Genomic DNA, 24,234 nt, shown 5'->3' with positions numbered 1-24,234 from the left:
GGGCAGCATGACGTTTATCTTCGAATTGCTAATCTCATTCTTTCTGATCGTTTCAGGCATTTTCGGCTTTGTCGGCTCCTATGGGATGATCAAGCTAAAGGACCCGATGTCCCGGCTGCATGGCCCCACCAAGGCGACGACTCTGGGCGTAGGTGGCGTCCTGCTGGCGTCTATCTGTCACTCGGTCCTGCTGGAGGGCAAACTGTCGCTGCACGAGTTGCTGATCACCTTGTTTCTGTTCCTCACGGCACCGATCACAGCTCTGTTCATTGCAAAATGGCATATCCACCGCCATGAAAAACCCAACGATCTTCCGGACGCGGGCGAGGACGAACTTTGGGCCACCCATGCGGTCGAACAGGTCGAAGACGTTCCTGATCACAGCAATACCTGAGCCCCATGCACACACCTCCGCTGCCCCTGACCCGCGATCTGGTTCTTATAGGCGGAGGTCATACCCACGCCCTGCTTTTACGTAGTTGGGGTATGAACCCATTGCCCGGTACGCGCGTAACCGTCGTAAATCCCGGCCCAACCGCACCCTACTCCGGTATGTTGCCGGGCTTTGTCGCCGGACATTACGACCGTTGGGAGCTGGACATTGACCTTGTAAAGCTTGCGCGCTTTGCCGGTGCCCGCGTCGTGCTGGGCAAGGTTGAGGGGTTGGATGCAAAGGAACGCCTTGTGCATGTTCCCGGGCGTCCTCCGATCGCGTTTGATGTGGCTTCTGTGAATGTGGGCATCACCTCTGACATGCCTGCCCTGCCCGGTTTCGCAGAACACGCAATACCGGCAAAGCCGCTGGGGCCGTTTGCCGCCAAATGGGCTGAGTATCTTGCCGGTCATGGCCCTGCATCCGTCGCCGTTATTGGTGGGGGCGTGGCCGGAGTGGAACTTGTCATGGCGATGGCCCACGCGCTGAAAGAAAAAGGGCGCGAGGCACAGGTCACGCTGATCGATAACGCAAAGGCGCTGACTGCAACTGGCGCTAAGGCTGCATCCACAATCCGCAACGCAATGCGCGAATTGGGTGTAACCGTGCTGGAAGATGCGCAGATATCGAGCATCGAAGAAGATCATGTTTTGCTGGACAACGGTGATCGCATCCCTGCCGCCTTCGTTACCGGAGCAGCAGGTGCCCGACCGTACGGTTGGATTTCTGAAACGGAATTGGCACTGCAAGACGGCTTCATCCGGGTCAATGCCCATCTTCAATCCAGCGATCCCGCGGTGTTCGCGGCAGGTGATTGCGCCCATCTGACCGAAAACCCGCGGCCCAAAGCAGGTGTTTACGCGGTGCGCGAGGCTCCGGTTTTGTTCAACAACCTGCGCGCCGCTTTGGGCGCGGGTACTCTGCGCCGATACGTTCCGCAGAAGGATTATCTGAAACTGATTTCACTTGGCGGCAAGTCTGCTCTGGCCGAGCGTTTGGGGACGTCATTCAGCGGTCCCTTGATGTGGAAATGGAAAAACCACATCGACCAGACGTTTATGAACAAGTTCCGCAATCTTCCCAAGATGGCACAACCGGCCTTGCCCACCCAACACGCAAGTGGCCTGAAAGAAGTGTTGGGCGACAAACCGATGTGCGGGGGGTGTGGTGCCAAAATTGGACGCACTGCGCTGCGATCGGCGTTGAACACACTGCCTGCCCCGGAACGGACGGATGTCATCCCCCTGCCCGGTGATGATGCCGCGCTACTGCAAACTGGGAATACTAGGCAGGTCATGACATCCGATCATCTGCGGGCAATTACCGACGACCCCGTCTTGATGGCCCGCATCGCTGCTGTTCATGCTCTTGGGGATATTTGGGCTATGGGAGCCGCCCCACAGGCCGCCACTGCGACAATCACCCTACCGCGCATGGCACCAGAGCTTCAGCACCGAACGATGGCTGAAATCATGTCCACCGCCAGCGATGTCATGCGCAACGCCGGGGCCGAGATTGTTGGCGGTCATAGTTCGGTGGGCGATGAATTGACCATTGGCTTCACCCTGACAGGCTTGTGTGAAAATGACCCCATCACCCTGTCGGGCGCCCGGATTGGTGACGCCCTGATCCTGACCAAACCACTGGGCAGCGGCGTGTTGATGGCCGCCGAAATGGCCGGTCTGGCGGATGGAGAGTGGATTACAAAGGCCTACGAACAGATGAGTCACCCACAGGGTGAGGCGGCCCGTATTTTAACCGATGCCCACGCCATGACCGATGTAACGGGTTTTGGTTTGGCTGGACATCTGGTCGGAATATGCGAGGCATCGGGTTGCGGGGCCACTTTGGATTTGGATGCAATTCCCGTAATGAAGGGTGCGCTGGACCTGGCCGCAAGGGGTGTGCAATCGACACTGTTCGAAGAAAACCGAACGGTCGCGCCGGACCTGCCGCTTGGGGGCAAAACAGACCTCTTATTCGATCCTCAAACAGCCGGTGGATTGTTGGCCGCTGTGCCATCCGATCTGGCCCGCCATATGTGCGACACGCTTCGCGCCGCCGGATATCCGGCCGTCATCATAGGACACATCACGGACACAGCCGGGCTACGACTTCAGAGCTGATCCAGCAGAGCCTCGATCCGGTTAGCCGCCGCTTCCAGACCAGCCGCATCCAATGCGTCCACATTTACATGGGCGATCACTTTGGAAACGCGCGCGCGGCTGGATTTCGTGTAAGCCGGATCGTAATGCTGTTCCATCAAGGCGCGCGTTAATGCCAGTTTGTCTTGAGATTTTATCAAGTCGACCCAACCATCCACGACGGCATGTCCCAGGTGATAACGCAATGGGGAAAGACGATCCGTCAACCGGGTGCCATCGGACAAAACGTCTTCATAAGCCGATACCAAATAGGCAGAACGCGCCTCAATCGAGGCTTCGATGTTGATCCGCGGTGCGGCCCGTAGCGCATCCCACAAGGACGGAGGCAAAATTAACTTGCCGATTTTAGACGACTCTGCCTCGACGACCACAGGCCGACTGGTATCGAGGCGGCATAGTTCAGACGCCAACGCGGATTCGAACGCTTTTTGGCTGGGTTGTCCGCCCGGCATCTCACCCAGCAAAGAACCTCGGTGGTTTGCCAATCCTTCAAGGTCCAACACTTGAACACCGCGCGACCTAAGTACCCCCAACAGCGCGGTTTTCGCCGTACCAGTGTACCCGTCTAGCGCGTAGAGGCGATGCCCTATTGGATCATCATACAGATATTGGTTTACCAGACGGCGATACGTTCGATAGCCCCCCTCGACCACATCGGCCCGCCACCCAATTTGTTGCAGCGTCCACGCGAACGATCCTGACCGCTGACCGCCTCGCCAGCAATAAACCAGCGGTTTCCATCCACCTTCATGATGCGACAAGCTGTTTTCAATGTGATTGGCTGCATTGCGAAACACCAATGCCGCACCAAGTTTTCGCGCTAGGAACGGGCTTTCCTGAACGTAAAGTGTTCCAACCCGCGCGCGTTCTTCATTGTTTAGGACCGGCAGGTTGATCGCACCGGGCAAGTGATCTTCGGCGTATTCGGCCGGGCTGCGCACGTCGATCACTGTATCAAACGCATGCTTGTACAAGTCAGGCAAGCTGGTGAATTTCGAACTCATATCAGTGATCTAACCCCTGATGGGGTATTTGAGAAGCCGCATAGTCATGCAAGAATTGGTTCAATAAGCTGCGCGCCACTCGCCCGGTTCGAGTTCACTGCCGCGTCCACGCGATGATAGTCCAGAACACCTTCGGCCCCAGGCTTCATCAAAAGCGCGGCACCTTTCCCGGCTTCGCCAAGCCACAATGGCCAATCATTGGGTTCCAGGATCAATGGCATGCGATGATGGATAGTGCCGAGGTCGTGATTGGCAGGGGTGGTCACGATTGCACAAGTTCCAAACCGCATCTCGTCGGCACCCCAGTCTTGCCAGACACCTGCAAATGCGACGGGTGCCTTGTCACGGCGCGTTATATACCAAGGCAGCCTGTCGCCCTGCTCGGTCTTGGTCCATTCGTAGAACCCGGTTCCCACAATCAGACAGCGCCTCTCGCGGCAAGCTGCACGAAATGCAGGTTTCTCGGCCAAGGTTTCCGCCCGCGCGTTAATCAACAAGGGACCAGCCGTCTGGGTTTTGTACCAATGAGGCAAAAAACCCCAGCGCAGCGCATCCAGTGTCCGCCCATTTTCACCCGCGCGCACAACATGCACCTGATTTGTCGGACAAACATTAAAATTTGGAACCGCAGGCAACGTATTCGCTGGCCGTGCGGAAAACAGCTGCGCCATTGCATCGTTCGGAAGAGTTATTGCAAAGCGTCCGCACATGGGTAATGAACCATCAATATTGTTTCGACAGATACCGGGCCTAATGCAAAACCAAACAGCGAAAACGCTCAAAAGCAAGGCATTGACTGCTTTGGAAGCTGGCAAGCCGCAATCAGCTTTCAAAAAAGCCCAGCTAGGTCTGAAAAAATTTCCAAGTGACTCAGATTTTCATGCCATTGCCGGTTTTGCCCTGACGCAGTTGAAGCAATATCGAAAGTCCATTCCGCACTTCATCGAAGCATCAAAGTTAAAGCCAGATGACCCCCAGTTCGCTGAAAATCTGGCGAACGCACTGATGCAGTCGGGACAGATACCCGTCGCATTGGAATATGCCGAGCAAAAGCTGGAGAAGTTTCCAAATAACAAGGAACTGCTCAGAGTTGTCGATGAGATCCAACTCAAAGGCAAAAACTGGCGTGAGATCATCGATCACACTTCGAAAAAGCTGGAAAAAGACCCCCAGAACGCAAGCCTTCTTTCCGCACGCGCGCGGGCCTATGACCGGATAGGGTTTGTCGACCAAAGCGTTCAGGACATTTCGCGGGCTTATGAGCTGGAGCCCGGGAACGACGATATCGCTTACCAGAAAGCATCCACCTTTCATCAACGCGGTGAAAAAGAGGAATCCCGGCAAATTCTGCATCGCATTGCTGCCCGGAATCCAGCGCATGTGAATACGCTATTTCAACTGAGCATGATGGCCAGCGCCGAGGATGCACCCGACATGCTGGAGGCTGTCGAAAAAGCGATCGCCTCTTCAGAACAGCCGGGTGCCGAGTTGGAATTTGCAAAGGCTCAACTCACCTCTAAAATCAAAGGATTAACAGCTGCGCTTCCCCAATACGTCTTGGCGAATGCAAAGCAGCATGCGCTGAACCCATATGACTCTGCCTCAGAGGATCGAGCATTCGAAACAGCCACAGGGCTGTTTCCCGTTAACACCGATATTCCCTTCTCCAATTTGAATGAAAACCCTTTGCCGGTTTTTGTACTGGGACAACCCCGCTCTGGCACCACTCTGATGGAAATGATGCTGAGTTCAGCGCCCCATGTCGCAGGATGCGGAGAATTGACTGTAGGGGCGGACTTATCGCGTGAGTACCTAGTTGGATCGTCTACCTTTGATGCTAAAAGCACTGAGCAATTTGCGCAGGACTATCGCGAATTTATGCCACCGCTACCGCAAGAATCGGCGGCTTTTATCGACAAGATGCCACACAACTATAAACGCCTGGGTTTTTTGCTGACGGCTTTTTCGAACGCTAAAGTCATCAATATGTTGCGCGACCCTCGCGATGTCGGGTTGTCGAAGTGGATCCGTTTTTTCCCTGCGAGTGGAATGCGTTACGCGTCAGACCAAAAGGCGATTGCGCATTCTGCGAACCTGTATCGTCGGTATATGTCCCATTGGCGGGCCGTTTTCGGCGACCGGATCCTAACTGTGCAATATGAAAAACTGGTTGAGGACCCAAAGACCTACAGTCAACAGGTCGCGGCCTTCTGTGGCATCGACTGGTCCGAGGCGATGATGCACCCGGAAGAGAATACCAAGCAGGTCCGAACGGCCAGTATCGATCAGGTGCGCAACAAGATTTCGACCAAGTCAATTGGCGGATGGCAGAGTGTTTCTGAGCACATTCAACCCATGCTCAACGGCTTCGACCCAGCCCTGTGGCCGGAATACGATCTAAGCTGACCCTAACAAAAGGCCGCATCCCCAGACGCGGCCTTTTCGCTTTTTCAGCACTTACTTCTGTTTGATGCGACCATCCAGGTAAGGCTGGTACGGGGCGTTTTGCGCAAGATACTCAGCCGTTACATCCGCCAAATCCGGACCAAAGTCATAGGCGTTCTTGTCATCACCTTCGAACATGCTGTAGCCGTCCCCGCCGTTGCGAACATAGTTGTTCGTCACCACGCCGTAGACTTTTGCCATATCCAATGGTTCCCACGCGCCGTCATGCTGCACTTCGACAAGCGTTATGCGCTGATTGGTTGGCGCGCCTGGATCAAATTCATAGCGCATGCCCGCGACCTGAGGAAAACGTCCGTTTTTTTCCTCTTCATCGAATTGGGCCATGCCGTTTTCCAACGCGGCCTTGATTGTCGCGCCATCAGTCCAGAACGTGGACAAGGTGTTTTGGAACGGCAGGACCAGTACAACTTCACCCTGAGTGATCTCGCCTTCGTCAATACTGGTGCGCAATCCACCACCGTTTTGAATCGCGATCTGCACACCCTGATCCTTGACCCTGTCCAGCATCGCATCGGCGACCAGATTGCCCATTTCACATTCCATGTGACGACAGGATTCCCGCGCGCCATCAATAGGTGCGGCAGCGCTGGCAACGACGCGTTGCTTCATTTCCTCGATCGGAGCGGCCATTTCAGCCACGCGTGCCGCAATATCCGGGTCGGGTTTGATCGACGCATCCAGAAGGATCGGCTCACCCTCAGCTGAAATCAGATTGCCGTCATCGTCAAAGGTTAATGTGATCTCTCCCAAATACTTGGAATAAGCATAGGCCTGCACAACGGGGACATCGCCTACCATCATCGGATAGGGTCCCGCCGCCCCATCATCGGTGTTTGACAGCAATGTGTGTGAGTGCCCGCCGATGACCAGATCCAGACCGGGCACTTGCTCGGCGATTTTGAGGTCTTTGGACAAACCAACGTGGTTTACGGCTATGACGATATCGACACTTTCGTCCTGCAACGCGGCCACATCGGCCTGAAGGCTTTCGATCTCATCTTGAAAAACGACGTTGTCACCGGGGCTGGACGTGTCGACCGTATCCGTTGCCAAGGCCGATACGATGCCGATCTTCTGACCCCCAACATCCAAAACCAAATGGTTCTGTACTTTGCCTTTCAGCTCTGCCGATGAGGACAGATCAAGGTTACCCGACACGACGGGAAAGCTCACAGCATCTATGAAAGCTGCCAATCCTTCGGGGCCGTCGTCGAATTCGTGGTTTCCAACAGCCATGGCATCATAGCCGATAGCCTCCATAAACTCGGCCTCGGCTGCACCTTTATAAGTGGTGTAGAACAATGAGCCCTGAAAAGGATCGCCCGCATCCAGCAAAAGAACGTTTTGACCTTCCAACGCGTCACGACGCTCATCCACAAGCGTTTTCAGGCGGGCAACCCCGCCAAAGCATTTGCCTTCGGCCTCGTCCTCTGCATCACAGGTGGAGTCATATTTGTTAATCGACTCGATACGGCTGTGGATGTCGTTTGTATGCAGGATCGTCAGCTTGTATTCCGCAAAAGCCATACCTGCAGTCAGCCCCAAAACGGCCGCCGAGGTCAGGAAACGGGTGAACATCTTGAATCTCCCTATCGTTATTTTCCGTGATGGTGCGACTTGCGGAACAAAGAGTCAAAGGGGGGAAATCCGGCTTGATTCTAGCTGCCCCGCAAGGCATCACGGCCTCATGCTGGTTTACAAGATTTTCCGGGCCGATGAATGGGCCACGTTGCAAGCCGAGGGTGCATCCGATGGGGCACTGATTGATGTCTCAGACGGGTTTGTGCACTTTTCAACCGCCGAACAGGCAGCCGAAACAGCCGCCAAGCATTTCGCGGGTGTCACTGACTTGACCCTTTTGGCCTGCAATACAGACGGCATGGGCGAAGACCTCAAGTGGGAGGTTTCGCGCGGTGGCGCTCTTTTCCCACATCTATATCGCCAGATCAGAATGACCGACGTGGCATGGTCGCGCGCCCTGCCTTTTGACGGCAAAAGTCATCAGTTTCCTCCGGAGATGGTATGACCGCTTTTGTCGATCCTGATCGCGCTCAGTTCCAGGCATTCAAGGACCTGGACCGGGATCATCCGATCGAGATGCTGAACCTTGTGAAATTTCGGGCCAAGGCCGATTACCCCGAAGGGCACGCCTTGGCCGACGCTGGTCTGACTGGGGCTCAGGCCTATCGCAATTACGGCGACGAAACCGCGCCGATCATTGCCCGGCTGGGCGCAGAAATCCTGTGGCGAGGCACGTTCCAGACAACTCTGATCGGCCCCCAGGATGAAACATGGGACGCGGTCTTCATCGCACGTTATCCCACGGGTCATGCATTCTTGGAGATGGTGACTGACCCTTTGTATCAACAAGCGGTCGTGCACCGTCAGGCTGCGGTTGAAACCTCGCGCCTGATCCGATGTGCCCCTGCTGATGGCAAAAAGAGCTTCGGATGAAACTGACTGAAAAACTGGGGCTTGCAGCCTTGCACAAGATGGATCCCGAAGTTGCGCACGGGATGTCGATCAAGGCGTTGAAAGCTGGATTGACCCCTACCCCCGGACCCGTCACGACGCCGCGCCTACGAACGAAAGTGGCGGGTTTGGATTTACCAAACCCGGTTGGGCTGGCTGCGGGTTTTGACAAAAACGCAGAAGCGCTCGCGCCTTTGTCGCGCGCTGGATTTGGATTTATCGAGGTCGGCGCAGCCACCCCACGCCCCCAACCCGGCAATCCCAAGCCAAGGCTGTTTCGCCTGACCGAAGACAAGGCGGCCATCAACCGGTTTGGGTTCAACAATGAGGGGATGGAAGTCATCGCCCAGCGTCTTGCGGGCCGTCCAAAGGACGCGGTGATTGGCTTGAACCTTGGGGCGAACAAGGACAGCGACGATCGCGCGGGCGACTTTTCCAAGGTGCTTGCCCATTGCGCCGCCCATCTGGATTTTGCCACCGTTAACGTTTCGTCACCAAATACTGAAAAACTGCGGGACCTGCAGGGTAAAGAAGCCCTGAGCGTGCTGTTGAGCGGCGTGATCGAAACACGAGACAGCTTGTCCCGCCCCCTTCCCGTATTCCTGAAGATCGCGCCAGATCTCAGCGACGAAGAACTGAAAGACATTGCAGAAGTCGCGCAGGATACCGGTGTAAACGCCGTTATTGCGACTAACACCACGCTGTCGCGTGACGGATTGCACAGCGTGCACAAGGATGAAGCCGGTGGCCTGTCCGGTGCCCCCTTATTCGAAAAATCCACACGCGTTCTGGCGCGCCTCAGCCAACTGACTGGCGGCCAAATCCCCCTGATCGGCGTGGGCGGCATCAGTACTGCAGAACAGGCCTATGCCAAGATCTGCGCGGGGGCGTCAGCAGTGCAGCTCTATACAGCGATGGTTTATGGCGGTATTTCCCTTGCCGCCGAAATTGCGCAAGGCTTGGATACCTTGCTGGCCAGGGATGGCTTTGACACTGTCGAACAAGCGGTCGGCAGCAAAAGAGAGGATTGGCTATGATCGAGTATTGGCACAACCCACGCTGCTCGAAATCTCGTACGGGCTTGGCGCTTTTGGAAGAGAACGGTGCACAGGTCAACATCCGCAAATACCTTGAGGACGCCCCCTCAGCCGACGAAATTCGGGCCGCTTTAAAGCGGCTGGATATCCCCGCGATTAAGATGATGCGAACCGGCGAAAAGCTGTTCAAGGAATTAGGGCTAAGCAAAACTGCGCCCGAGAACGAGCTTATCGATGCCATGGCCCGCCATCCGATTCTGATTGAACGTCCGCTGGCGATCAAAGATGACAAGGCCGCGATCGGTCGGCCGCCGGAAAACCTGCTGTCGCTGCTTTAAATCTTAGCCTCAAGCCGCGGATAGCGCGCGCCCAATGTTACTGCGCGTGCGGTGTTCAGAACCATAAGGGCAGCCCACAGCCCATGGTTGCCCAGTGTCGGCACAAGAATAAACAAGGCAACGACATAGATCGCGACAGACTGTATCATCGCGTTGCGCATCGACCGGGTCCAGGTTGCTCCGATATAGATACCGTCGAACATCCAACTTGCGACGCCGATTACCGGTGCAAGCGCCGCCCAGATCAGATACTCTCGGGCCGCCAATCGTACCTCGGCGGACGTTGACATCAGGTCGATCAGCGCAGGTCCAGCCAGAAAAAAGACGGCCCCAAGTGCAAACGCGCCACCGACACCCCATTGCGACGCCATGACTGAGGCCCGCCGCACCTGAAACCTGTCTTTCGCTCCGACCGCTCCTCCGACCAGTGCTTCGGCGGAAAAAGCGAAGCCATCCAGTGCAAAGGCGGTGATCTCGAGAAACTGCAAAAGAACCTGGTTGGCGGCCAGATTGACGTCCCCGAGATCCGAGCCGACGAACAGAAAGGTTGTGAACGCTCCGGTCAACAGGACCGAACGGATCATGATGTCACTATTGACCTGCAGCATCCTACGCAGACGAGCCGCGTCGAAGATACGGCTCCAATCACACCACTGACGGCCGCCAAATGCGCTGCGGCATAGCCAAAGGCCCAGAGCGAGGCCTGTCCATTCGGCGATCAGCGTCGCAACAGCCACACCTTCCACGCCCCAGCCCAGCCCCAGAACAAACCACAGATCAAGCAGGATATTCAGCCCGTTCATCCAGACTTGCAGGACGAACACGCCGCGCGTTCGCTCGATCGCAATCAGCCACCCGGTCACCGCATAGAGCGCAATTGTCGCCGGAGCCCCCCAAATTCGAATCTCCAGATAGGTTCTCGTCAGCGCTTCGACTTCGGGGCTGGCGGGCGACAGCGCAAAGGCTCCCCAAAATACACCCGCCTGAATCAGGATGAAGAAAACGCCCGCTGCCCCGCCAATCAGCAACCCGCGCATCAGCAAAGCGCCGGTTTCAGCGACATCCCCTGCCCCGCGCGCCTGTGCCGCAAGGCCGGTGGTTCCCATCCTCAGGAAACCAAAAATCCAATAGATCGCAGACAGGATCACTGCGCCCATACCGACGGCACCAATGGGTGCTGCCTGCCCCATTTGCCCGACGACACCGGTATCAACCGCGCCCAATATCGGAACGGTTGCGTTGGACAGCACGATGGGAAGTGCGATTTTCAGCACCCGCCTATGCGTGATGGGCGCCGAGGCGTCTCGCATGTGACTCTATGCGTCCTGCATGTTGTGTTGCGGCATCAGGAAATGACCGGTTGCTTGCGCGTAGGGACGCGCGTGGTTGTCCTGCCATGCCTCGACCCGTACCGAGGCATAACGGCGACCCGAACGGCTTACGAACGCACGGGCATAGGCATCCCGCGGCAACCCGGATCGCAGGTAATCGACCGTGAAATCAACCGTCTTGGGAAAGCGGATCGTTTCATCGCGTGTAATTTTGTCGGCATCCAGCGCGCCGCTTTCAATACTGGGCAGAAAGTGCTCCCAGCTTAGGGTAATGACGGCCGTCACCTCGAGAAAGGCCGCCGTAACACCTCCGTGCAGGGCCGGAAGCAAGGGGTTACCGATGAGTTTCTCGTCAAAGTTCAGAACTGCTGTTAGTTCATCCCCGCGCCGGTCGAAGCCTATATTTAGAAACCGAATGTAGGGAACGCCCTCGACAATCGCGTTCAACGCAGCGTCGCGCCTTTGCTTGACCACCTGCATGGGTTCAGGGCGTTTACGCGCCATCACAAACCCTCCACCGTGAAAGAGCCGGCTGCGGTTGCAACTGGCAGTTCCTGATCTTCGTCCATGGCCGTTGCGCGCACAAAGGCCACGTTTCGCGTCAGATGGAAACAGGTCGCGCGGGTTGTGATCATCTGCCCCGGAGTCGCTGCCCGCATATAGTCGATCCTCAGGTCAATCGTAGCAGTTCCCCCGGGTGAGGACGGGTGGCTCATGACTGCAGCGCCGCAGCATGTGTCCAATGCCGCAAAGACTGCGCCGCCGTGAATAACACCGGTGCGCGGATCACCGATCAGTTCGGGGTTGTATGGCATCGTAATCTCGGCCTCGCCGTTGCCAATCTGGGTCAGGCTCATACCCAGAGCCCGCGCATGCGGAATCGCCTCGATGAATTGGCGAGCAATGGCTGTTTTGTCGACCATCTACTTGTGTCCCCTTGATTTATCCCTTTATGGGCGTGTCACCCGCAAAAGAGCAAGCCCACCTGTTGCGCTTGGCTGTGACGCACCATAATCTGCTGCAGAGGAGATCAGGAATGTCCGACGACCGTTTGTCATTCAAAGAGATGTGTGCCGAGTTTGACGTGACTCCGCGCACCCTGCGCTACTACGAGTATATCGAACTTTTGCAGCCAGATCGCGAAGGCAGATCCCGATTTTACGGCCCCCGCGAATGCGCGCGAATGACACTGATCATGCGCGGGCGAAAATATGGTTTCCCGCTTGAAGACATCCGGCAGTGGCTGTTGATCTACGAAGATCAGGGGAATCAGGCACAGATGCAGACCTTCGTCGAGATGGCGGATTTGCAATTGGTTGAGTTGAACAATCAAAAGCAGCAGTTGAATGAGGCGATCGACGCGCTTCGAAAAATGCGTGATCAGACGGCCAAATCGCTGGAATGAGCGCAACGCCCAAGTCTTGATGCGTAACGTGATTTGCGCCCATGCGTTGACAGTGCTGTGAAAGACCAACACTTCATGCCTTGATAACCTTTACGTGAGAATTCGCTTTTCGATCCTGTCGAAAACAGGCTATATCCGGCCATGTGAACCACCCTATGTGGTTCTAAAGGCGTTGATTTTCAGGATTGGTCAAGAATTCCATGACAAGCTTCAGTATCGCGAACGGAAACTCTACCACGTTCACGGATACGTCACCGGGTGGCGGCCTTGTCATTGATTTTGACACGCTGGACAACGGCTTCAGTGTTCAGATCAACGGTGTAGATCTTTTCGTGGGCGGACCAGCTGGTGCGTCCAACGAAGCGGAATTCCAGATCGTAAGTACGCCCGGCCAGACCGTCGGATTTGCTGACGGTGACAGGTACGAAGTTGACACGCCCGCGGTCTGGCAGCTTGGAAATACAAATGATGAACCGGTCGTGCGGCTGGTGATCAACCCGGACGGCACGATCGAGTTTTTCGGTGTTAAAACGAATGACGGGCCGCTGGAACCGCTTGAGCTGATAAACGGCTTGTCCGTCAACACAGATGCCATCGCAGACGCTTGGAATGAGGATGGCCCCAATACCATTGTCATCGACCAGGAACAGACCGGCCCCACTAACGCCAGTGGCGAATTCGTGGATGTGCTGTGCTTTGCATCCGGCACATTGATTGACACTTTGCATGGTCCTGTCGCGGTAGAAAAGCTGCAGATTGCCGATGAGGTTCTGACCTACGATCACGGTTACCAACCAATTCGCTGGATTGGGTCAAATCGCCTGACACCGTCCGAATTGGCTGAAAACCCAAGGCTGAAACCCATTTTGATCCGAGCAGGCGCTTTGGGCACAGGCTATCCCAAACAAGACCTGATCGTTTCCCCACAGCACCGCATACTTGTATCTTCGGCCGTTGCCCTGCGCATGTTTGAGAACAAGGATGTTTTGATCCCCGCGAACAAGCTTCTGTCTTTGGATGGTGTCGATGTAGTTGAAGCGGCACCGGACGGCATCACATACTTCCACATTCTGTTCGATACACACGAAATCATCTGGTCGAACGGTATGCCGACAGAAAGTCTTTTTACCGGCCCCGAGGCGCTCAAGTCCGTGTCAGAAGAAGCGCAGGCCGAGATCAAAGACTTGTTTCCTGCGTGTTTCGATCCGGAATTCAAGGCGGTGTCCGCACGTTTCATTCCGGAAAAGGGCAAGCTTATGCGCAAGCTCGTCCAAAGACATCTGGACAATCGGAAGCCCCTTTTTGACGGCTCTGAGACGCCCGACAGCGCAGTTTGACACCGGCGCATCTGCGCTAACGCAATAAGACCGCTAGCGCCGTTCAGATCGGATTCGGCGAAACTGTGTCTGCCGCCTCTTACGTATCCCCCCAACATCGTGTTCGTTGGCAGGTACGCGCTCCTGTCCAATGCCGAAATCGTCAAATTACGTGACGTGAAAATCCAGTTTTGGCCCAGTTCAGCGTCTTGACGCGACCGGAAGTTACGTCAACTTATTTGTGACGTAGCGTTTGCATTACGTGAACGTCATCTCCGTGTTGTAAAAGGCGCATCGACTGCGCACCTGAACCTTATCGACGCCAGTGACAAGAGTGCTGAAACCATGACCGAAGATCTGATGACCATTCGTGAAATGTGCGAGACATATGATGTCACTCCACGCACGTTGCGGTTTTACGAAGCCAAGGAACTGCTGTTCCCGATCCGTGAAGGACAGAAACGTCTGTTCACCAAGCGCGACCGGGCCCGGCTAAAGCTGATCCTGCGCGGTAAGCGCTTTGGCTTTAGCCTCGAGGAAATCCGCCAGCTTCTGGATTTGTATCATGTGGGCGACCAGCAGATGACCCAGATGACCCGCACGTTCGAAATAGCGCGCGAACGTCTGGCCGATATGGAAGCCCGCCGCGAAGAGCTGACGCAGGCTATTGACGACCTCAAGGAACAGTTGCGCTGGGGCGAAAAGGTAATCGCCTCGATGACAAACGAAAAAAAGGCCGCCGAATAAACCTCGGCGATCCCCACTCACCGGACATCTGAATTTAAAGGGAGCTTCAAATGCCCGTCTACAACGCGCCTACCAAAGACATGCAGTTCATCCTGCACGAGGTCCTGAATGTGTCAGGATCGGATATCCCGGGATATAACGAGCTTGAGGCAGAGTTCACCGGCGCCGTGCTGGAAGAGGCCGGCAAAATCTCGACAAACGTTCTGCACCCGCTGAACGTTGTTGGGGATACGGAAGGTTGCCGTCTGGAAAACGGTATCGTCTACACCCCCACGGGTTTCAAAGACGGTTTCGAACAGATGAAAGAAGGCGGCTGGACCGGCCTCGACATGCCCGAAGAGTATGGCGGGCAGAACATGCCTTACGTGATGGGCACCGCCGTGGGCGAGATGTTCTCGGGTTCGAACCAGGCATTTACCATGTACCAGGGTCTGACGCATGGCGCGGCCTCGGCCATTTTGGCGCATGGCACGGACGAACAGAAGAACACATACCTGCCCAACATGGTCAGCTGCGAATGGACCGGTACGATGAACCTGACCGAGCCGCATTGCGGCACCGATCTGGGGTTGATGCGCACCAAGGCCGAACCACAAGATGACGGCACCTACAAGGTATCGGGCCAAAAGATCTTTATCTCGGCTGGTGAGCATGACATGGCCGACAACATCATCCACCTGGTTTTGGCCAAGATCCCCGGCGGCCCTGAGGGTATCAAGGGTGTCTCGTTGTTCATTGTTCCCAAGTTCATCGTCAACGAAGACGGCAGCCTGGGTGAACGCAATGGCGTCGCGGTCGGCAAGATCGAAGAGAAAATGGGCATCCATGGCAACTCGACCTGCGTCATGAACTATGACGAGGCGACCGGCTACTTGCTGGGCGATATGCACAAGGGCATGCGCGCCATGTTCACCATGATGAACGAAGCGCGTCTTGGTGTTGGCATGCAAGGTGTTGCACAGGCCGAAGCGGCCTATCAAAACGCCGTCGAATACGCCAAGGACCGCCTGCAAGGCCGCGACGTGACGGGCGTCAAAAACCCCGACGGTCCGGCAGACCCTTTGATCGTTCATCCCGACATTCGTCGCAGCCTGATGGATCAGAAAAGCTTTACCGAAGGCGCCCGCGCGTTCCTTCTGTGGGGCGCAACAATGATCGACAAGGCGCATCGCGCCGGAGACAAGGACGCAGACGGCCTGATCTCGTTGCTGACGCCGGTTATCAAGGGCTTCCTGACGGACGAAGGCTATGACATGACCGTCAAAGCGCAGCAGGTCTACGGCGGTCATGGCTACATCGAGGAATGGGGCATGTCGCAATACACCCGCGACGCCCGCATCGCGATGATCTACGAAGGTGCGAACGGCGTGCAGGCGCTGGATCTTGTTGGCCGCAAGCTGGCTCAAGACGGCGGCAAGCATGTGATGGCATTCTTTGAGATGGTGAAATCCTTCTGCAAGGAAAACGCAGGCCAAAACGAAGCGTTCGACAAGGCGTTTATTGAACCGCTGAAAGCGGCATCCAAAGATCTGCAGGCCGCCGGTATGTACTTTATGCAGCAAGGCATGAAGAACCCCAATCACGCGCTGGCCGGATCAAACGACTTCATGCACATGTTTGGCCATGTGTGTCTTGGTTTGATGTGGGCGCACATGGCCAAGGCGGCCTATGCGGCACTTGAAGCCGGAGCGTCAGATACCGAGTTCTACGAAACAAAGATCGCCACGGGCCAATTCTACACCGCGCGCCGTTTGCCGGCGACGGCCCTGCATCTTGCGCGGATTCAGACCGGGGCCGACACCGTGATGGCGCTTGAGGCAGCAAGCTTCTGATTTACGCCCGGTTCCGGTGCGTTGTGCCGGAACCGGTCATTCAAAGGGAAAGACATGCCGAAACGATTTCGCCTAACCCGCCGTTTCCCGGTCGCCATGACCGAAGACGGGTATCGCAAACTCAGGGCTTTTGCCCATGAAGCGGGGTTGGACGAAGGCGAGGCCCTGTCTTTTCTGTTTGAGAACTTCAACAGCGTGATTGATGAGCACAACCTGACCCACCGGTTGCGCCAGTTCAATTCCGAGTTGGAGGCGCGCAAACGCTGAGCATGCGGCCACTGGGCCGGCTGTCTGAACACCGCACATGCGCCACGGGAGGGGCGATCACATGACCATCAAACTGTACTGCTTCGGTGAAAGCGGAAATTCGTATAAAGCCGCCTTAGCGCTGGAGCTGTCGGGCCTGGATTGGGAACCGGTCTTTGTCGACTTCTTCAATGGAGAAACGCGCACTCCCGAATACCGCGCGAACGTCAACGAACTGGGCGAAGCGCCGATGTTGGTTGACGGCGATTTCCGCACCAGCCAGTCAGGCGCGATTCAGGCCTATGTCACGGAAAAATCGGGCAAGTTCGGCGGCAAGACCCGCGAAGAAAACTATGACATCCTGCGCTGGGTTTTGTGGGACAATCACAAGCTTAGCTCGGTGGCGGGAATGACCCGTTTTCTATGTAACTTCCTGCCTGAAGAAAGCCGAAATGCGGATGTCATCGGCTTTAACCAAGGTCGGCTGAAAGCGTCGTACCAGCTTTTGAATGATCATCTGAAGGGCCGCGACTGGATTGTCGGCGACAATGTAACCAATGCCGATCTCAGCTGTTGCGGCTACCTCTACTATCCCGAACCATTCGGTTTTGACCGCGCCGAATGGCCCCATATCGACACCTGGCTGACACGCCTCAGCGAACAGCCCGGCTGGAAAGCCCCATATGACCTGATGCCCGGCAACCCGTCGGATCGAGCTTAAGGAGAAGACCCATGACCGAAGCCTATATCTATGACGCGCTGCGCACCCCGCGCGGCAAGGGCCGCAAGGATGGCAGCCTGCACGAGGTGACCTCGGTGCGCCTGTCCGCCGTGACCCTGAACGCGATGAAAGAGCGCAACAATCTGGAAGGTCACGCCGTTGAGGACGTGATCTGGGGCAACGTCACGCAGGTGATGGAACAAGGCGGCTGTCTTGCGCGCTCGGCCGTGCTGGCCTCGGACCTGGATCAGTCGATCCCGGGTCTTGCGATCAACCGATTCTGCGCCTCGGGCATGGAGGCCGTGAACCTGGCCGCGAACCAGGTCAAAGGCGGTGCAGGTGAGGCGTATATCGCAGGCGGCGTTGAGATGATGGGCCGCGTGGCCATGGGCAGTGACGGTGCAGCGATTGCCGTTGACCCCTCGCTGGCGATGGACACCTATTTCGTGCCTCAGGGTATCTCGGCGGACATCATCGCAACCGAATATGGCTTTGATCGCGATCAGGCGGACGCGCTGGCTGTTGAATCGCAAAAGCGCGCAGCCAAGGCGTGGGAAGAGAACCGGTTCGAAAAATCGGTCATCAAAGTCACCGACCAGAACGGCCTGACCATTCTGGACCGCGACGAATATATGCGCCCCGGCACGGACATGCAGAGCCTCGGTGCACTGAACCCATCCTTCGCGATGATGGGCGAGCAGATGCCCGGTTTTGACAAGGTCGCAATGCTGAAATACCCGCATCTGGAGCGGATCAACCACATCCACCACGCGGGCAACAGCTCGGGCATCGTGGACGGTGCCGCAGCGGTTCTGATCGGCAACAAGGAATTTGGCGAGAAATACGGCCTCAAGCCGCGCGCGCGCATCAAGGCAACCGCCAAGATCGGTACCGACCCGACCATCATGCTGACCGGCCCGGTTCCGGTGACCGAGAAAATTCTGGCCGACAACGGCATGAAGATCAGCGATCTGGACCTGTTCGAAGTGAACGAAGCCTTCGCCTCGGTCGTGCTGCGGTTCCAGCAGGCATTTGATGTCGACCCCGAACTGGTGAACGTGAACGGTGGTTCGATTGCGATGGGTCACCCGCTGGGCGCGACCGGCGCGATGATCATCGGCACGCTGCTGGATGAGCTGGAGCGTCAGGACAAGGAAACCGGTCTGGCCACGCTGTGCATTGCGTCCGGCATGGGGGCGGCAACCATTATCGAGCGGGTCTGATGCCCAAGCTGGATCTCTCTCAGATCCCGTTTCAGGGCGGCTCCTCCTATCCCGGCAAACTGGCCGAGGCGACCGCGGGTCGTTTCGTGCAGCGGCTGACGGATGCAGGCGGGTTGACCCAATACGGGGTCAACATCGTGCGGCTGGAACCGCAGGGCATGTCATCGCTGCGCCATTACCATATGGAGCAGGACGAGTTTGCCATCATGCTCAGCGGCACCTGCGTGCTGATTGATGACGATGGTGAGCACCAGATGCAGCCCGGCGATTGCGCCGCCTGGCCCGCGGGTAATCCCAACGGCCATCACCTTGTGAACAAGACCGATGCGCCTGCGACCTTTCTGGTGGTGGGCACGCGGACCCCGACCGAGACCGCCTATTACAGCGACATAGACATGATGGTGAAGGATGACGCAGACGGCGAATCCTTCACCCGGAAAGACGGCAGCCCTCTGAAGGCTGACCAGATTGGAGATGACAATGACTGATTTCACTCTGACCAAAGACGCTGACGGCGTCGCCACGATCACCTGGGACGTTCCGGGCAAAACGATGAACGTAATGTCTTTTGACGGGCTGTCCCAGCTGAGCGACCTGGTCGATCAGGCGCTGGCAGATGAGGAGGTCAAGGGCATCGTCCTGACCTCGGGCAAAGAGGGGTCGTTTGCTGGCGGCATGGACCTGAACCTGCTGGCCGTGATGAAGGAACAGGCGGGCGACAATCCGGCCAAGGGTCTGTTCGAGGGCACGATGCAAATGCACGCCCTGCTGCGCAAGATCGAGCTGGCGGGCATGGACCCAAAGACCAAGAAGGGTGGCAAGCCCATCGCGACCGCCCTGCCCGGGACCGCCGCAGGCATCGGGATGGAGTTGCCGCTATCCACGCACCGCATCTTTGCCGCCGAGAACCCCAAGGCGAAATATGGCCTGCCTGAGATCATGGTCGGCATCTTCCCCGGCGCGGGCGGCACCACGCGGATGGTCCGCAAGGTGGGCGCGATTGCTGCGGCTCCGTTGTTGCTGGAAGGCAAGATGCTGGACGTCAAAAAGGCCAAGGGCGCGGGTTACATCGACGAGATCGCCACCGATCCGGTTGCCGCCGCCAAGGAATGGGTGCTGAACGCGAAAGACGCCGATCTGGTCAAACCGTGGGACGCCAAGGGCTATAAAATGCCCGGTGGCGCGCCGTACCACCCCGCAGGGTTCATGAACTTCGTCGGGGCTTCGGCCATGGTGAACGGCAAGACCCAAGGCGCCTTCCCGGCGGCCAAGGCGTTGCTGAGCGCGGTATATGAGGGCGCGCTGGTCGATTTCGACACCGCACTGAAGATCGAGGCGCGATGGTTTACATCCGTCCTGATGAACCCCTCTTCGGGCGCGATGATCCGGTCGCTGTTCCTGAACAAGGAAGCGCTGGAAAAAGGTGCGGTGCGTCCTGCTGGTGTGCCGGATCAGTCGGTCAAGAAGATCGGCGTTCTGGGCGCGGGCATGATGGGTGCGGGCATCGCGCTGGTCTCGGCCCAGGCCGGGATGGAGGTTGTTCTGGTCGACCGGGATCAGGCAGCTGCGGACAAGGGTAAAGCCTATACCGAAGCCTATCTGGACAAGGGTATGAAGCGCGGCAAAGTCACCGAAGACAAGAAACAGGCCATGCTGTCGCGCATCACTGCGACGCCCGATCTGGATCACCTGAAAGGCTGCGACCTGATCATCGAAGCGGTGTTCGAGGATATGGGCGTCAAGGCCGAGATGACCAAAAAGGTCGAGGCGATCATCCCCGAGGATTGTATCTTTGCTTCGAACACCTCGACCCTGCCAATCACCGATCTGGCCAAGGCCAGCGTGCGGCCCGAGCAATTCATCGGCATCCACTTCTTCTCACCGGTTGAGAAGATGTTCCTGGTTGAGATCATCAAGGGCAAGGAAACCGGTGATCGCGCGGTGGCCAAGGCGCTGGATTACGTCCGCCAGATCCGCAAGACGCCGATCGTGGTCAACGATGCGCGGTTCTTCTACGCCAACCGCTGCATCATCCCCTATATCAACGAAGGTCTACGGATGATCACCGAAGGCGTCAGCCCCGTGTTGATCGACAATGCCGCGCGTCAACTGGGCTTCCCCGTGGGGCCGATCCAGTTGAATGATGAGACTTCGATTGATCTGGGAGCCAAGATCGCACGTGCGACCAAAGCCGCCATGGGCGACGCCTATCCCGAAAGCCCTGCCGATGACCTGATCTTCTGGATGGAGGCCGAGGGCCGTCTGGGCCGCAAGGCCAACGCAGGGTTCTTTGACTATGACGACAAGGGCAAGCGCGTCGAATACTGGAAAGGTCTGGCCGAAAAATACCCGCATGCCGAAGATCAGCCCGACCTGATCGAAGTGCAGGAAAGACTGATGTTCGCGCAGGTGCTGGAAGCCGTCCGCGCGCTGGAGGAAGGTGTTCTGGAAGACATCCGCGAAGGCGATGTGGGTGCCATCCTGGGCTGGGGCTTTGCGCCGTGGTCCGGTGGCCCGCTGAGCTGGCTGGACATCATCGGCACGCCCTACGCGGCCGAACGCTGTGACCAGCTGGCCGAAACGTATGGCGAGCGCTTCGCCTGCCCGCCGCTACTGCGTGAGATGGCTGAAAAGGGTCAATCCTTCTATGGCCGGTTCGATCCCGAAGCCAAAGCCGCCTAACCTAAATAACGCTGGCGCATGCCCCCATGCGCCAGCGATCCTTATGCCGACGATTGACTTGTCGGCGGATCAAACGTGTATCCAAAACGGTTTATGTCTTCGCGACATGTTGCCTCCAGCGCGGAATGCGCGCGTGAGGAGTAATAAGTCCGGTAGTCTTTTGTGCGTTTGGATGCGTTCAGATGGGGTAGCTGCACGCGAAACCCCAAATGATCGAACAACGGCGCGGCATCGCGTTCATAGTATTCAAGCCTTATATACGCGTTGCAGTGCTCAATGCCGTTAGACCACGTCATGTATTGACGGGCAGGATTGGCCCGGAACGAGCGGGCCGTGTCCGGGTGGAGCACAAAAGCCTCGAAAGACAGCTTTTTCGCCCGTTCAGGTGCCGGGTGATCAAAACTCTGTTCCTGTAGCCAATGATAATAGCTGACCATGCGATCCCAAGGGTTTCGCACCAGCGTGAAGGTGAACAAAGCGTCCCGCTCAGACGGGTCAATCAACTCATCAAGATCAGCTAGTGTTGCGTGTTTTCGCAACTGCCCGGAATGATCAATTGACTTGACCCTGTTGCGTCGGCGAATGGCCTTGGGCGTATCCCCGATCAGAATGTCATCCTTCATTGCACGTTGTTCCAGTGCCAGGGACAACGACGTTCCTCCGGTTTTTGGGATATGGACAAAGACGTAAGCCCGCCCCCTTGAGATTATCATGCGGCCTCCGGTTGCGTGGGCGTGCGACCGGCTCTCCACCCCAACAGGGCCCCTGCTGTTGCGATCAGGCAAATCCCGACAATCTGCATCAGCCCGATGGATTGACCCAAAGCCGCCCAGGCGAACAAAGGACCAAACACCATGACCGAATATTCGAAAACCGCGACGTAGGACGGCTCGCCGATCTGGTAGGCCCGGATCAGCATGAAAACCGCAATCGTTGAACCGACGGCCTGCACGATGATCCAAGGCAAAGCTGGTTGCATAGCCCAAACCCAGCCACGGGTTACAAAACCCTCGGCACCCTCGGGCGAGGCAACAGGCCAAACAGATAAGAAAATCAGACCAGCAGCCCCGGCAGAACCCAGCGTCACAACCATCGCAGCAAGCAACGCAACCGTACTTTCACCAGCGCAATGCGTGCGCGTCACGATTGCGCTAAGAGCGTAGAACAGCCCCCCGGCCACCGGCAGAAGGGTCAGAAAATCGAACTCGTAAGGGTTGGGTTGCAGGACGCAAAGGATGCCAGCGAAACCAACAAAAACGGCCAGGATGCGCCAGCGACCAATTCTCTGCTTCATCGCCAACGCCGAGATCAAAAGGACGAAGATCGGCGAGGTGAATAGCCCGGCCAGTGCTTGCGCAATCGGCATCAGCGCAAGCGAAGCGAAATAGAACAGCATCGCCAGCGTGATCAGAATACTGCGCACCATCACCGGCGTCAGACGGTTGGGCCGTAAGGTGCCGAACCCCAAAAGAGACAGCCCAACAATCAACGGTAACATCAGTAGCGCACGACTAAGGTGGAACTGCCACAACCCAATCGTGTCAGCGAGCAGGATCACCACGTTATCGACCACACCAATGATCGCCATAGAACCTATCATCAAAATCGATGCCAGGATCGGAGAAGTCTGGGTGTCAGTCTGCATCTTGGGTCCTAAAGCGAACGGGAACGCCGGTGTTCGATCTGCCGCGCGTCCGGATATCCAGCACATTTTCGGAACATCGCGCAACAGGTTTGCGCCACTGGATTTTTGCGTGCTAAACTGACCGTAATTCATAACGAGCAGTTCCAACCGTGATGACGGCCCTCAAACAGTACCAGCGGATCGAAGCCACCGGTCTGTGGCGCCCCTCGCCTGAAGTGCAACGGCGCGAGGTCGTTGTGTCCATTGGTGAAGCAACGCTGACCATCTCGGACTTCAACGACCGCGCATTGACGCATTGGTCGCTGGCTGCGTTGGTACGGCAAAACCCAGGCGCGTATCCGGCAATTTACAACCCGGACGGCGATCCGGACGAAACACTGGAACTGGCCGAAACCGAAACCACGATGATCGAGGCGATCGATCGCCTGCAACGTGCTATCGACCGTGCACGGCCACATCCCGGGCGATTGCGCTGGTTCACAGTGGCAGGGGTTATCGCCGCCGTCGCGATCTTGTTGGTTCTCTGGGTCCCGGTCGCGTTGCAAAGCCACGTGGTATCGGTCGTGCCGGAAATCAAACGGCACGATATTGGCGACGCAATTTTGCACCGAATTGAACGTGTATCCGGTCGCGCTTGTTCATCTGGCGACGCGCAGGACGCGCTGGATCAGCTGGCTGCACGAACCGGAGTGCGTGAGGTCGTCATTTTGCCCGCAGGCGTTCAAAGCAGCCTGAGCCTGCCGGGTGGAATCGTTCTGCTGAACAGATCTCTGGTCGAGGATCACGAAGACCCATCGGTGGCTGCCGGTTACATCATAGCTGAACGTGCACGTGTACTGGCCGAGGATCCCTTGGACGATCTTCTGGACCGCACCGGTGCAATGACAGCCTTCCGCTTGCTAACGACCGGAGAACTGACCCCCGAGATTGTCGATGTATATACCGAAGAAGTGCTGTCAGAGCCGCGCCCATCTTTGCCCGACAGTGATCTGCTTGAGGTTTTTGCCCAGGCCGCGCTGCCTTCGACGCCATTCGCCTACGCGATGGATGTCACGGGTGAGACTGTATTGGGGTTGATTGAGGCCGACCCGATGGCGGGTCGTCCCCTGCAGCAAGTGCTTCCCGACCGCGATTGGGTTCGGTTGCAGAATATCTGTGGCGAATAACGAAG

At 56.9% G+C, this 24,234-nt stretch carries 25 protein-coding genes; 17 read left to right on the top strand and 8 right to left on the bottom strand.

Going from position 1 to position 24,234, the window contains the following annotated elements:
• Positions 1–7 precede the first annotated feature (7 nt).
• On the top strand, positions 8–394 hold the full coding sequence (locus ACR0BD_RS04650) for a Na+/H+ antiporter subunit G (RefSeq protein ID WP_480694369.1): 387 nt from the start codon (positions 8–10) through the stop codon (positions 392–394).
• Positions 395–399: 5 nt separating this feature from the next.
• Complete coding sequence (selD, locus tag ACR0BD_RS04645) at positions 400–2,559, top strand: selenide, water dikinase SelD (protein WP_480829128.1); 2,160 nt, start codon at positions 400–402, stop codon at positions 2,557–2,559.
• On the opposite strand, the gene mnmH is transcribed toward selD, so the two are convergent.
• Positions 2,550–3,602, bottom strand: coding sequence for a tRNA 2-selenouridine(34) synthase MnmH (gene mnmH / locus ACR0BD_RS04640; RefSeq protein ID WP_480829126.1), 1,053 nt, complete (start codon positions 3,600–3,602; stop codon positions 2,550–2,552). The two genes, selD and mnmH, sit on opposite strands and share 10 nt — an antisense overlap.
• 44 nt (positions 3,603–3,646) lie before the next feature.
• Positions 3,647–4,312: an SOS response-associated peptidase gene (locus tag ACR0BD_RS04635; protein WP_480829125.1), complete on the bottom strand. Its 666-nt coding sequence runs from the start codon at positions 4,310–4,312 to the stop codon at positions 3,647–3,649.
• A 43-nt stretch (positions 4,313–4,355) separates the two neighbouring features.
• On the opposite strand from ACR0BD_RS04635, the gene ACR0BD_RS04630 reads away from it, so the two are divergent.
• Positions 4,356–6,008: a tetratricopeptide repeat-containing sulfotransferase family protein gene (locus tag ACR0BD_RS04630; RefSeq protein ID WP_480829124.1), complete on the top strand. Its 1,653-nt coding sequence runs from the start codon at positions 4,356–4,358 to the stop codon at positions 6,006–6,008.
• Positions 6,009–6,059: 51 nt separating this feature from the next.
• Here ACR0BD_RS04630 and ACR0BD_RS04625 read toward each other — a convergent pair whose 3' ends face one another.
• Positions 6,060–7,646 carry a bifunctional metallophosphatase/5'-nucleotidase gene (locus ACR0BD_RS04625; protein ID WP_480829123.1) on the bottom strand — a complete coding sequence of 529 codons (1,587 nt, stop codon included), beginning with the start codon at positions 7,644–7,646 and terminating at the stop codon, positions 6,060–6,062.
• A gap of 109 nt (positions 7,647–7,755) precedes the next feature.
• Between ACR0BD_RS04625 and ACR0BD_RS04620 the strand changes: the two genes are divergently transcribed.
• Genes ACR0BD_RS04620 through arsC form a run of 4 tightly spaced genes read left to right on the top strand, consistent with a single transcriptional unit; the run spans position 7,756 to position 9,915 of the window.
• A complete protein-coding gene (locus ACR0BD_RS04620; protein WP_480829122.1) occupies positions 7,756–8,094 on the top strand; it encodes a DUF952 domain-containing protein in 339 nt (112 codons plus the stop codon).
• Positions 8,091–8,522 carry a DUF1330 domain-containing protein gene (locus ACR0BD_RS04615; protein WP_480829121.1) on the top strand — a complete coding sequence of 144 codons (432 nt, stop codon included), beginning with the start codon at positions 8,091–8,093 and terminating at the stop codon, positions 8,520–8,522. The genes ACR0BD_RS04620 and ACR0BD_RS04615 overlap by 4 nt, the downstream gene beginning before the upstream one ends.
• Positions 8,519–9,577, top strand: coding sequence for a quinone-dependent dihydroorotate dehydrogenase (locus tag ACR0BD_RS04610; protein WP_480829120.1), 1,059 nt, complete (start codon positions 8,519–8,521; stop codon positions 9,575–9,577). The genes ACR0BD_RS04615 and ACR0BD_RS04610 overlap by 4 nt, the downstream gene beginning before the upstream one ends.
• On the top strand, positions 9,574–9,915 hold the full coding sequence (arsC, locus tag ACR0BD_RS04605) for an arsenate reductase (glutaredoxin) (protein WP_480694387.1): 342 nt from the start codon (positions 9,574–9,576) through the stop codon (positions 9,913–9,915). The genes ACR0BD_RS04610 and arsC overlap by 4 nt, the downstream gene beginning before the upstream one ends.
• Here the strand turns inward: arsC and ACR0BD_RS04600 are convergent.
• From ACR0BD_RS04600 to ACR0BD_RS04590, 3 genes are read right to left on the bottom strand one after another with little or no spacing between them, the layout of a single operon-like run.
• Positions 9,912–11,225, bottom strand: a complete 1,314-nt coding sequence (locus tag ACR0BD_RS04600; protein ID WP_480829119.1) for an MATE family efflux transporter — start codon at positions 11,223–11,225, stop codon at positions 9,912–9,914. The two genes, arsC and ACR0BD_RS04600, sit on opposite strands and share 4 nt — an antisense overlap.
• Positions 11,226–11,231: 6 nt before the next feature.
• Positions 11,232–11,750: a PaaI family thioesterase gene (locus ACR0BD_RS04595; protein ID WP_480829118.1), complete on the bottom strand. Its 519-nt coding sequence runs from the start codon at positions 11,748–11,750 to the stop codon at positions 11,232–11,234.
• Positions 11,750–12,169, bottom strand: a complete 420-nt coding sequence (locus tag ACR0BD_RS04590; RefSeq protein WP_480694393.1) for a PaaI family thioesterase — start codon at positions 12,167–12,169, stop codon at positions 11,750–11,752. Before ACR0BD_RS04590 ends, ACR0BD_RS04595 begins: the two co-directional genes overlap by 1 nt.
• Before the next feature lie 113 nt (positions 12,170–12,282).
• On the opposite strand from ACR0BD_RS04590, the gene ACR0BD_RS04585 reads away from it, so the two are divergent.
• The 9 genes from ACR0BD_RS04585 (at position 12,283) to ACR0BD_RS04545 (ending at position 21,418) form a co-directional block, all read left to right on the top strand.
• Positions 12,283–12,651, top strand: coding sequence for a MerR family transcriptional regulator (locus ACR0BD_RS04585; protein ID WP_480829117.1), 369 nt, complete (start codon positions 12,283–12,285; stop codon positions 12,649–12,651).
• A gap of 200 nt (positions 12,652–12,851) precedes the next feature.
• A complete protein-coding gene (locus tag ACR0BD_RS04580; RefSeq protein ID WP_480829116.1) occupies positions 12,852–13,988 on the top strand; it encodes a Hint domain-containing protein in 1,137 nt (378 codons plus the stop codon).
• Positions 13,989–14,312: 324 nt separating this feature from the next.
• The gene (locus tag ACR0BD_RS04575; protein ID WP_480694399.1) at positions 14,313–14,714 is read left to right on the top strand and encodes a MerR family transcriptional regulator; all 402 of its coding nucleotides are present in this window, start codon (positions 14,313–14,315) and stop codon (positions 14,712–14,714) included.
• Between the two features lie 50 nt (positions 14,715–14,764).
• Positions 14,765–16,546, top strand: a complete 1,782-nt coding sequence (locus tag ACR0BD_RS04570; RefSeq protein WP_480829114.1) for an acyl-CoA dehydrogenase C-terminal domain-containing protein — start codon at positions 14,765–14,767, stop codon at positions 16,544–16,546.
• A 54-nt stretch (positions 16,547–16,600) separates the two neighbouring features.
• Positions 16,601–16,813, top strand: a complete 213-nt coding sequence (locus tag ACR0BD_RS04565) for a hypothetical protein (protein ID WP_480694402.1) — start codon at positions 16,601–16,603, stop codon at positions 16,811–16,813.
• A 61-nt stretch (positions 16,814–16,874) separates the two neighbouring features.
• Positions 16,875–17,513: a glutathione S-transferase family protein gene (locus ACR0BD_RS04560; protein ID WP_480829112.1), complete on the top strand. Its 639-nt coding sequence runs from the start codon at positions 16,875–16,877 to the stop codon at positions 17,511–17,513.
• A gap of 11 nt (positions 17,514–17,524) precedes the next feature.
• Positions 17,525–18,736, top strand: a complete 1,212-nt coding sequence (locus tag ACR0BD_RS04555; protein ID WP_480694406.1) for an acetyl-CoA C-acetyltransferase — start codon at positions 17,525–17,527, stop codon at positions 18,734–18,736.
• Positions 18,736–19,224: a cupin domain-containing protein gene (locus tag ACR0BD_RS04550; protein WP_480829111.1), complete on the top strand. Its 489-nt coding sequence runs from the start codon at positions 18,736–18,738 to the stop codon at positions 19,222–19,224. Before ACR0BD_RS04555 ends, ACR0BD_RS04550 begins: the two co-directional genes overlap by 1 nt.
• Positions 19,217–21,418: a 3-hydroxyacyl-CoA dehydrogenase NAD-binding domain-containing protein gene (locus ACR0BD_RS04545; RefSeq protein WP_480829110.1), complete on the top strand. Its 2,202-nt coding sequence runs from the start codon at positions 19,217–19,219 to the stop codon at positions 21,416–21,418. Before ACR0BD_RS04550 ends, ACR0BD_RS04545 begins: the two co-directional genes overlap by 8 nt.
• A 41-nt stretch (positions 21,419–21,459) precedes the next feature.
• Here the strand turns inward: ACR0BD_RS04545 and ACR0BD_RS04540 are convergent, their stop codons facing one another.
• Both ACR0BD_RS04540 and ACR0BD_RS04535 read right to left on the bottom strand, forming a co-directional pair.
• On the bottom strand, positions 21,460–22,131 hold the full coding sequence (locus ACR0BD_RS04540; RefSeq protein ID WP_480829109.1) for a sulfotransferase family 2 domain-containing protein: 672 nt from the start codon (positions 22,129–22,131) through the stop codon (positions 21,460–21,462).
• Positions 22,128–23,063 carry a DMT family transporter gene (locus ACR0BD_RS04535; protein WP_480829108.1) on the bottom strand — a complete coding sequence of 312 codons (936 nt, stop codon included), beginning with the start codon at positions 23,061–23,063 and terminating at the stop codon, positions 22,128–22,130. Before ACR0BD_RS04535 ends, ACR0BD_RS04540 begins: the two co-directional genes overlap by 4 nt.
• A 152-nt stretch (positions 23,064–23,215) precedes the next feature.
• Here ACR0BD_RS04535 and ACR0BD_RS04530 point away from each other — a divergent pair, with 152 nt between their 5' ends.
• On the top strand, positions 23,216–24,229 hold the full coding sequence (locus ACR0BD_RS04530; protein ID WP_480829107.1) for a hypothetical protein: 1,014 nt from the start codon (positions 23,216–23,218) through the stop codon (positions 24,227–24,229).
• Positions 24,230–24,234 lie beyond the last annotated feature (5 nt).

The organism is Ruegeria sp. G5, from assembly GCF_056533365.1.
Note: the sequence above shows the minus strand (reverse complement) of the source record. Positions and strands in the feature narration are given on the sequence as shown.

Excerpts from the sequence above, each read along its gene's own strand:
- ACR0BD_RS04625 (WP_480829123.1), bottom strand. The coding sequence starts at position 7,646 with ATGTTCACCCGTTTCCTGACCTCGGCGGCCGTTTTGGGGCTGACTGCA.
- mnmH (WP_480829126.1), bottom strand. The coding sequence starts at position 3,602 with ATGAGTTCGAAATTCACCAGCTTGCCTGACTTGTACAAGCATGCGTTT.
- ACR0BD_RS04615 (WP_480829121.1), top strand. The coding sequence starts at position 8,091 with ATGACCGCTTTTGTCGATCCTGATCGCGCTCAGTTCCAGGCATTCAAG.
- ACR0BD_RS04555 (WP_480694406.1), top strand. The coding sequence starts at position 17,525 with ATGACCGAAGCCTATATCTATGACGCGCTGCGCACCCCGCGCGGCAAG.
- arsC (WP_480694387.1), top strand. The coding sequence starts at position 9,574 with ATGATCGAGTATTGGCACAACCCACGCTGCTCGAAATCTCGTACGGGC.
- ACR0BD_RS04550 (WP_480829111.1), top strand. The coding sequence starts at position 18,736 with ATGCCCAAGCTGGATCTCTCTCAGATCCCGTTTCAGGGCGGCTCCTCC.
- ACR0BD_RS04545 (WP_480829110.1), top strand. The coding sequence starts at position 19,217 with ATGACTGATTTCACTCTGACCAAAGACGCTGACGGCGTCGCCACGATC.
- ACR0BD_RS04575 (WP_480694399.1), top strand. The coding sequence starts at position 14,313 with ATGACCGAAGATCTGATGACCATTCGTGAAATGTGCGAGACATATGAT.
- selD (WP_480829128.1), top strand. The coding sequence starts at position 400 with ATGCACACACCTCCGCTGCCCCTGACCCGCGATCTGGTTCTTATAGGC.
- ACR0BD_RS04590 (WP_480694393.1), bottom strand. The coding sequence starts at position 12,169 with ATGGTCGACAAAACAGCCATTGCTCGCCAATTCATCGAGGCGATTCCG.
- ACR0BD_RS04530 (WP_480829107.1), top strand. The coding sequence starts at position 23,216 with ATGACGGCCCTCAAACAGTACCAGCGGATCGAAGCCACCGGTCTGTGG.
- ACR0BD_RS04635 (WP_480829125.1), bottom strand. The coding sequence starts at position 4,312 with ATGTGCGGACGCTTTGCAATAACTCTTCCGAACGATGCAATGGCGCAG.
- ACR0BD_RS04620 (WP_480829122.1), top strand. The coding sequence starts at position 7,756 with ATGCTGGTTTACAAGATTTTCCGGGCCGATGAATGGGCCACGTTGCAA.
- ACR0BD_RS04540 (WP_480829109.1), bottom strand. The coding sequence starts at position 22,131 with ATGATAATCTCAAGGGGGCGGGCTTACGTCTTTGTCCATATCCCAAAA.
- ACR0BD_RS04630 (WP_480829124.1), top strand. The coding sequence starts at position 4,356 with ATGCAAAACCAAACAGCGAAAACGCTCAAAAGCAAGGCATTGACTGCT.
- ACR0BD_RS04535 (WP_480829108.1), bottom strand. The coding sequence starts at position 23,063 with ATGCAGACTGACACCCAGACTTCTCCGATCCTGGCATCGATTTTGATG.
- ACR0BD_RS04570 (WP_480829114.1), top strand. The coding sequence starts at position 14,765 with ATGCCCGTCTACAACGCGCCTACCAAAGACATGCAGTTCATCCTGCAC.
- ACR0BD_RS04585 (WP_480829117.1), top strand. The coding sequence starts at position 12,283 with ATGTCCGACGACCGTTTGTCATTCAAAGAGATGTGTGCCGAGTTTGAC.
- ACR0BD_RS04650 (WP_480694369.1), top strand. The coding sequence starts at position 8 with ATGACGTTTATCTTCGAATTGCTAATCTCATTCTTTCTGATCGTTTCA.
- ACR0BD_RS04595 (WP_480829118.1), bottom strand. The coding sequence starts at position 11,750 with ATGGCGCGTAAACGCCCTGAACCCATGCAGGTGGTCAAGCAAAGGCGC.
- ACR0BD_RS04565 (WP_480694402.1), top strand. The coding sequence starts at position 16,601 with ATGCCGAAACGATTTCGCCTAACCCGCCGTTTCCCGGTCGCCATGACC.
- ACR0BD_RS04560 (WP_480829112.1), top strand. The coding sequence starts at position 16,875 with ATGACCATCAAACTGTACTGCTTCGGTGAAAGCGGAAATTCGTATAAA.
- ACR0BD_RS04600 (WP_480829119.1), bottom strand. The coding sequence starts at position 11,225 with ATGCGAGACGCCTCGGCGCCCATCACGCATAGGCGGGTGCTGAAAATC.
- ACR0BD_RS04610 (WP_480829120.1), top strand. The coding sequence starts at position 8,519 with ATGAAACTGACTGAAAAACTGGGGCTTGCAGCCTTGCACAAGATGGAT.
- ACR0BD_RS04580 (WP_480829116.1), top strand. The coding sequence starts at position 12,852 with ATGACAAGCTTCAGTATCGCGAACGGAAACTCTACCACGTTCACGGAT.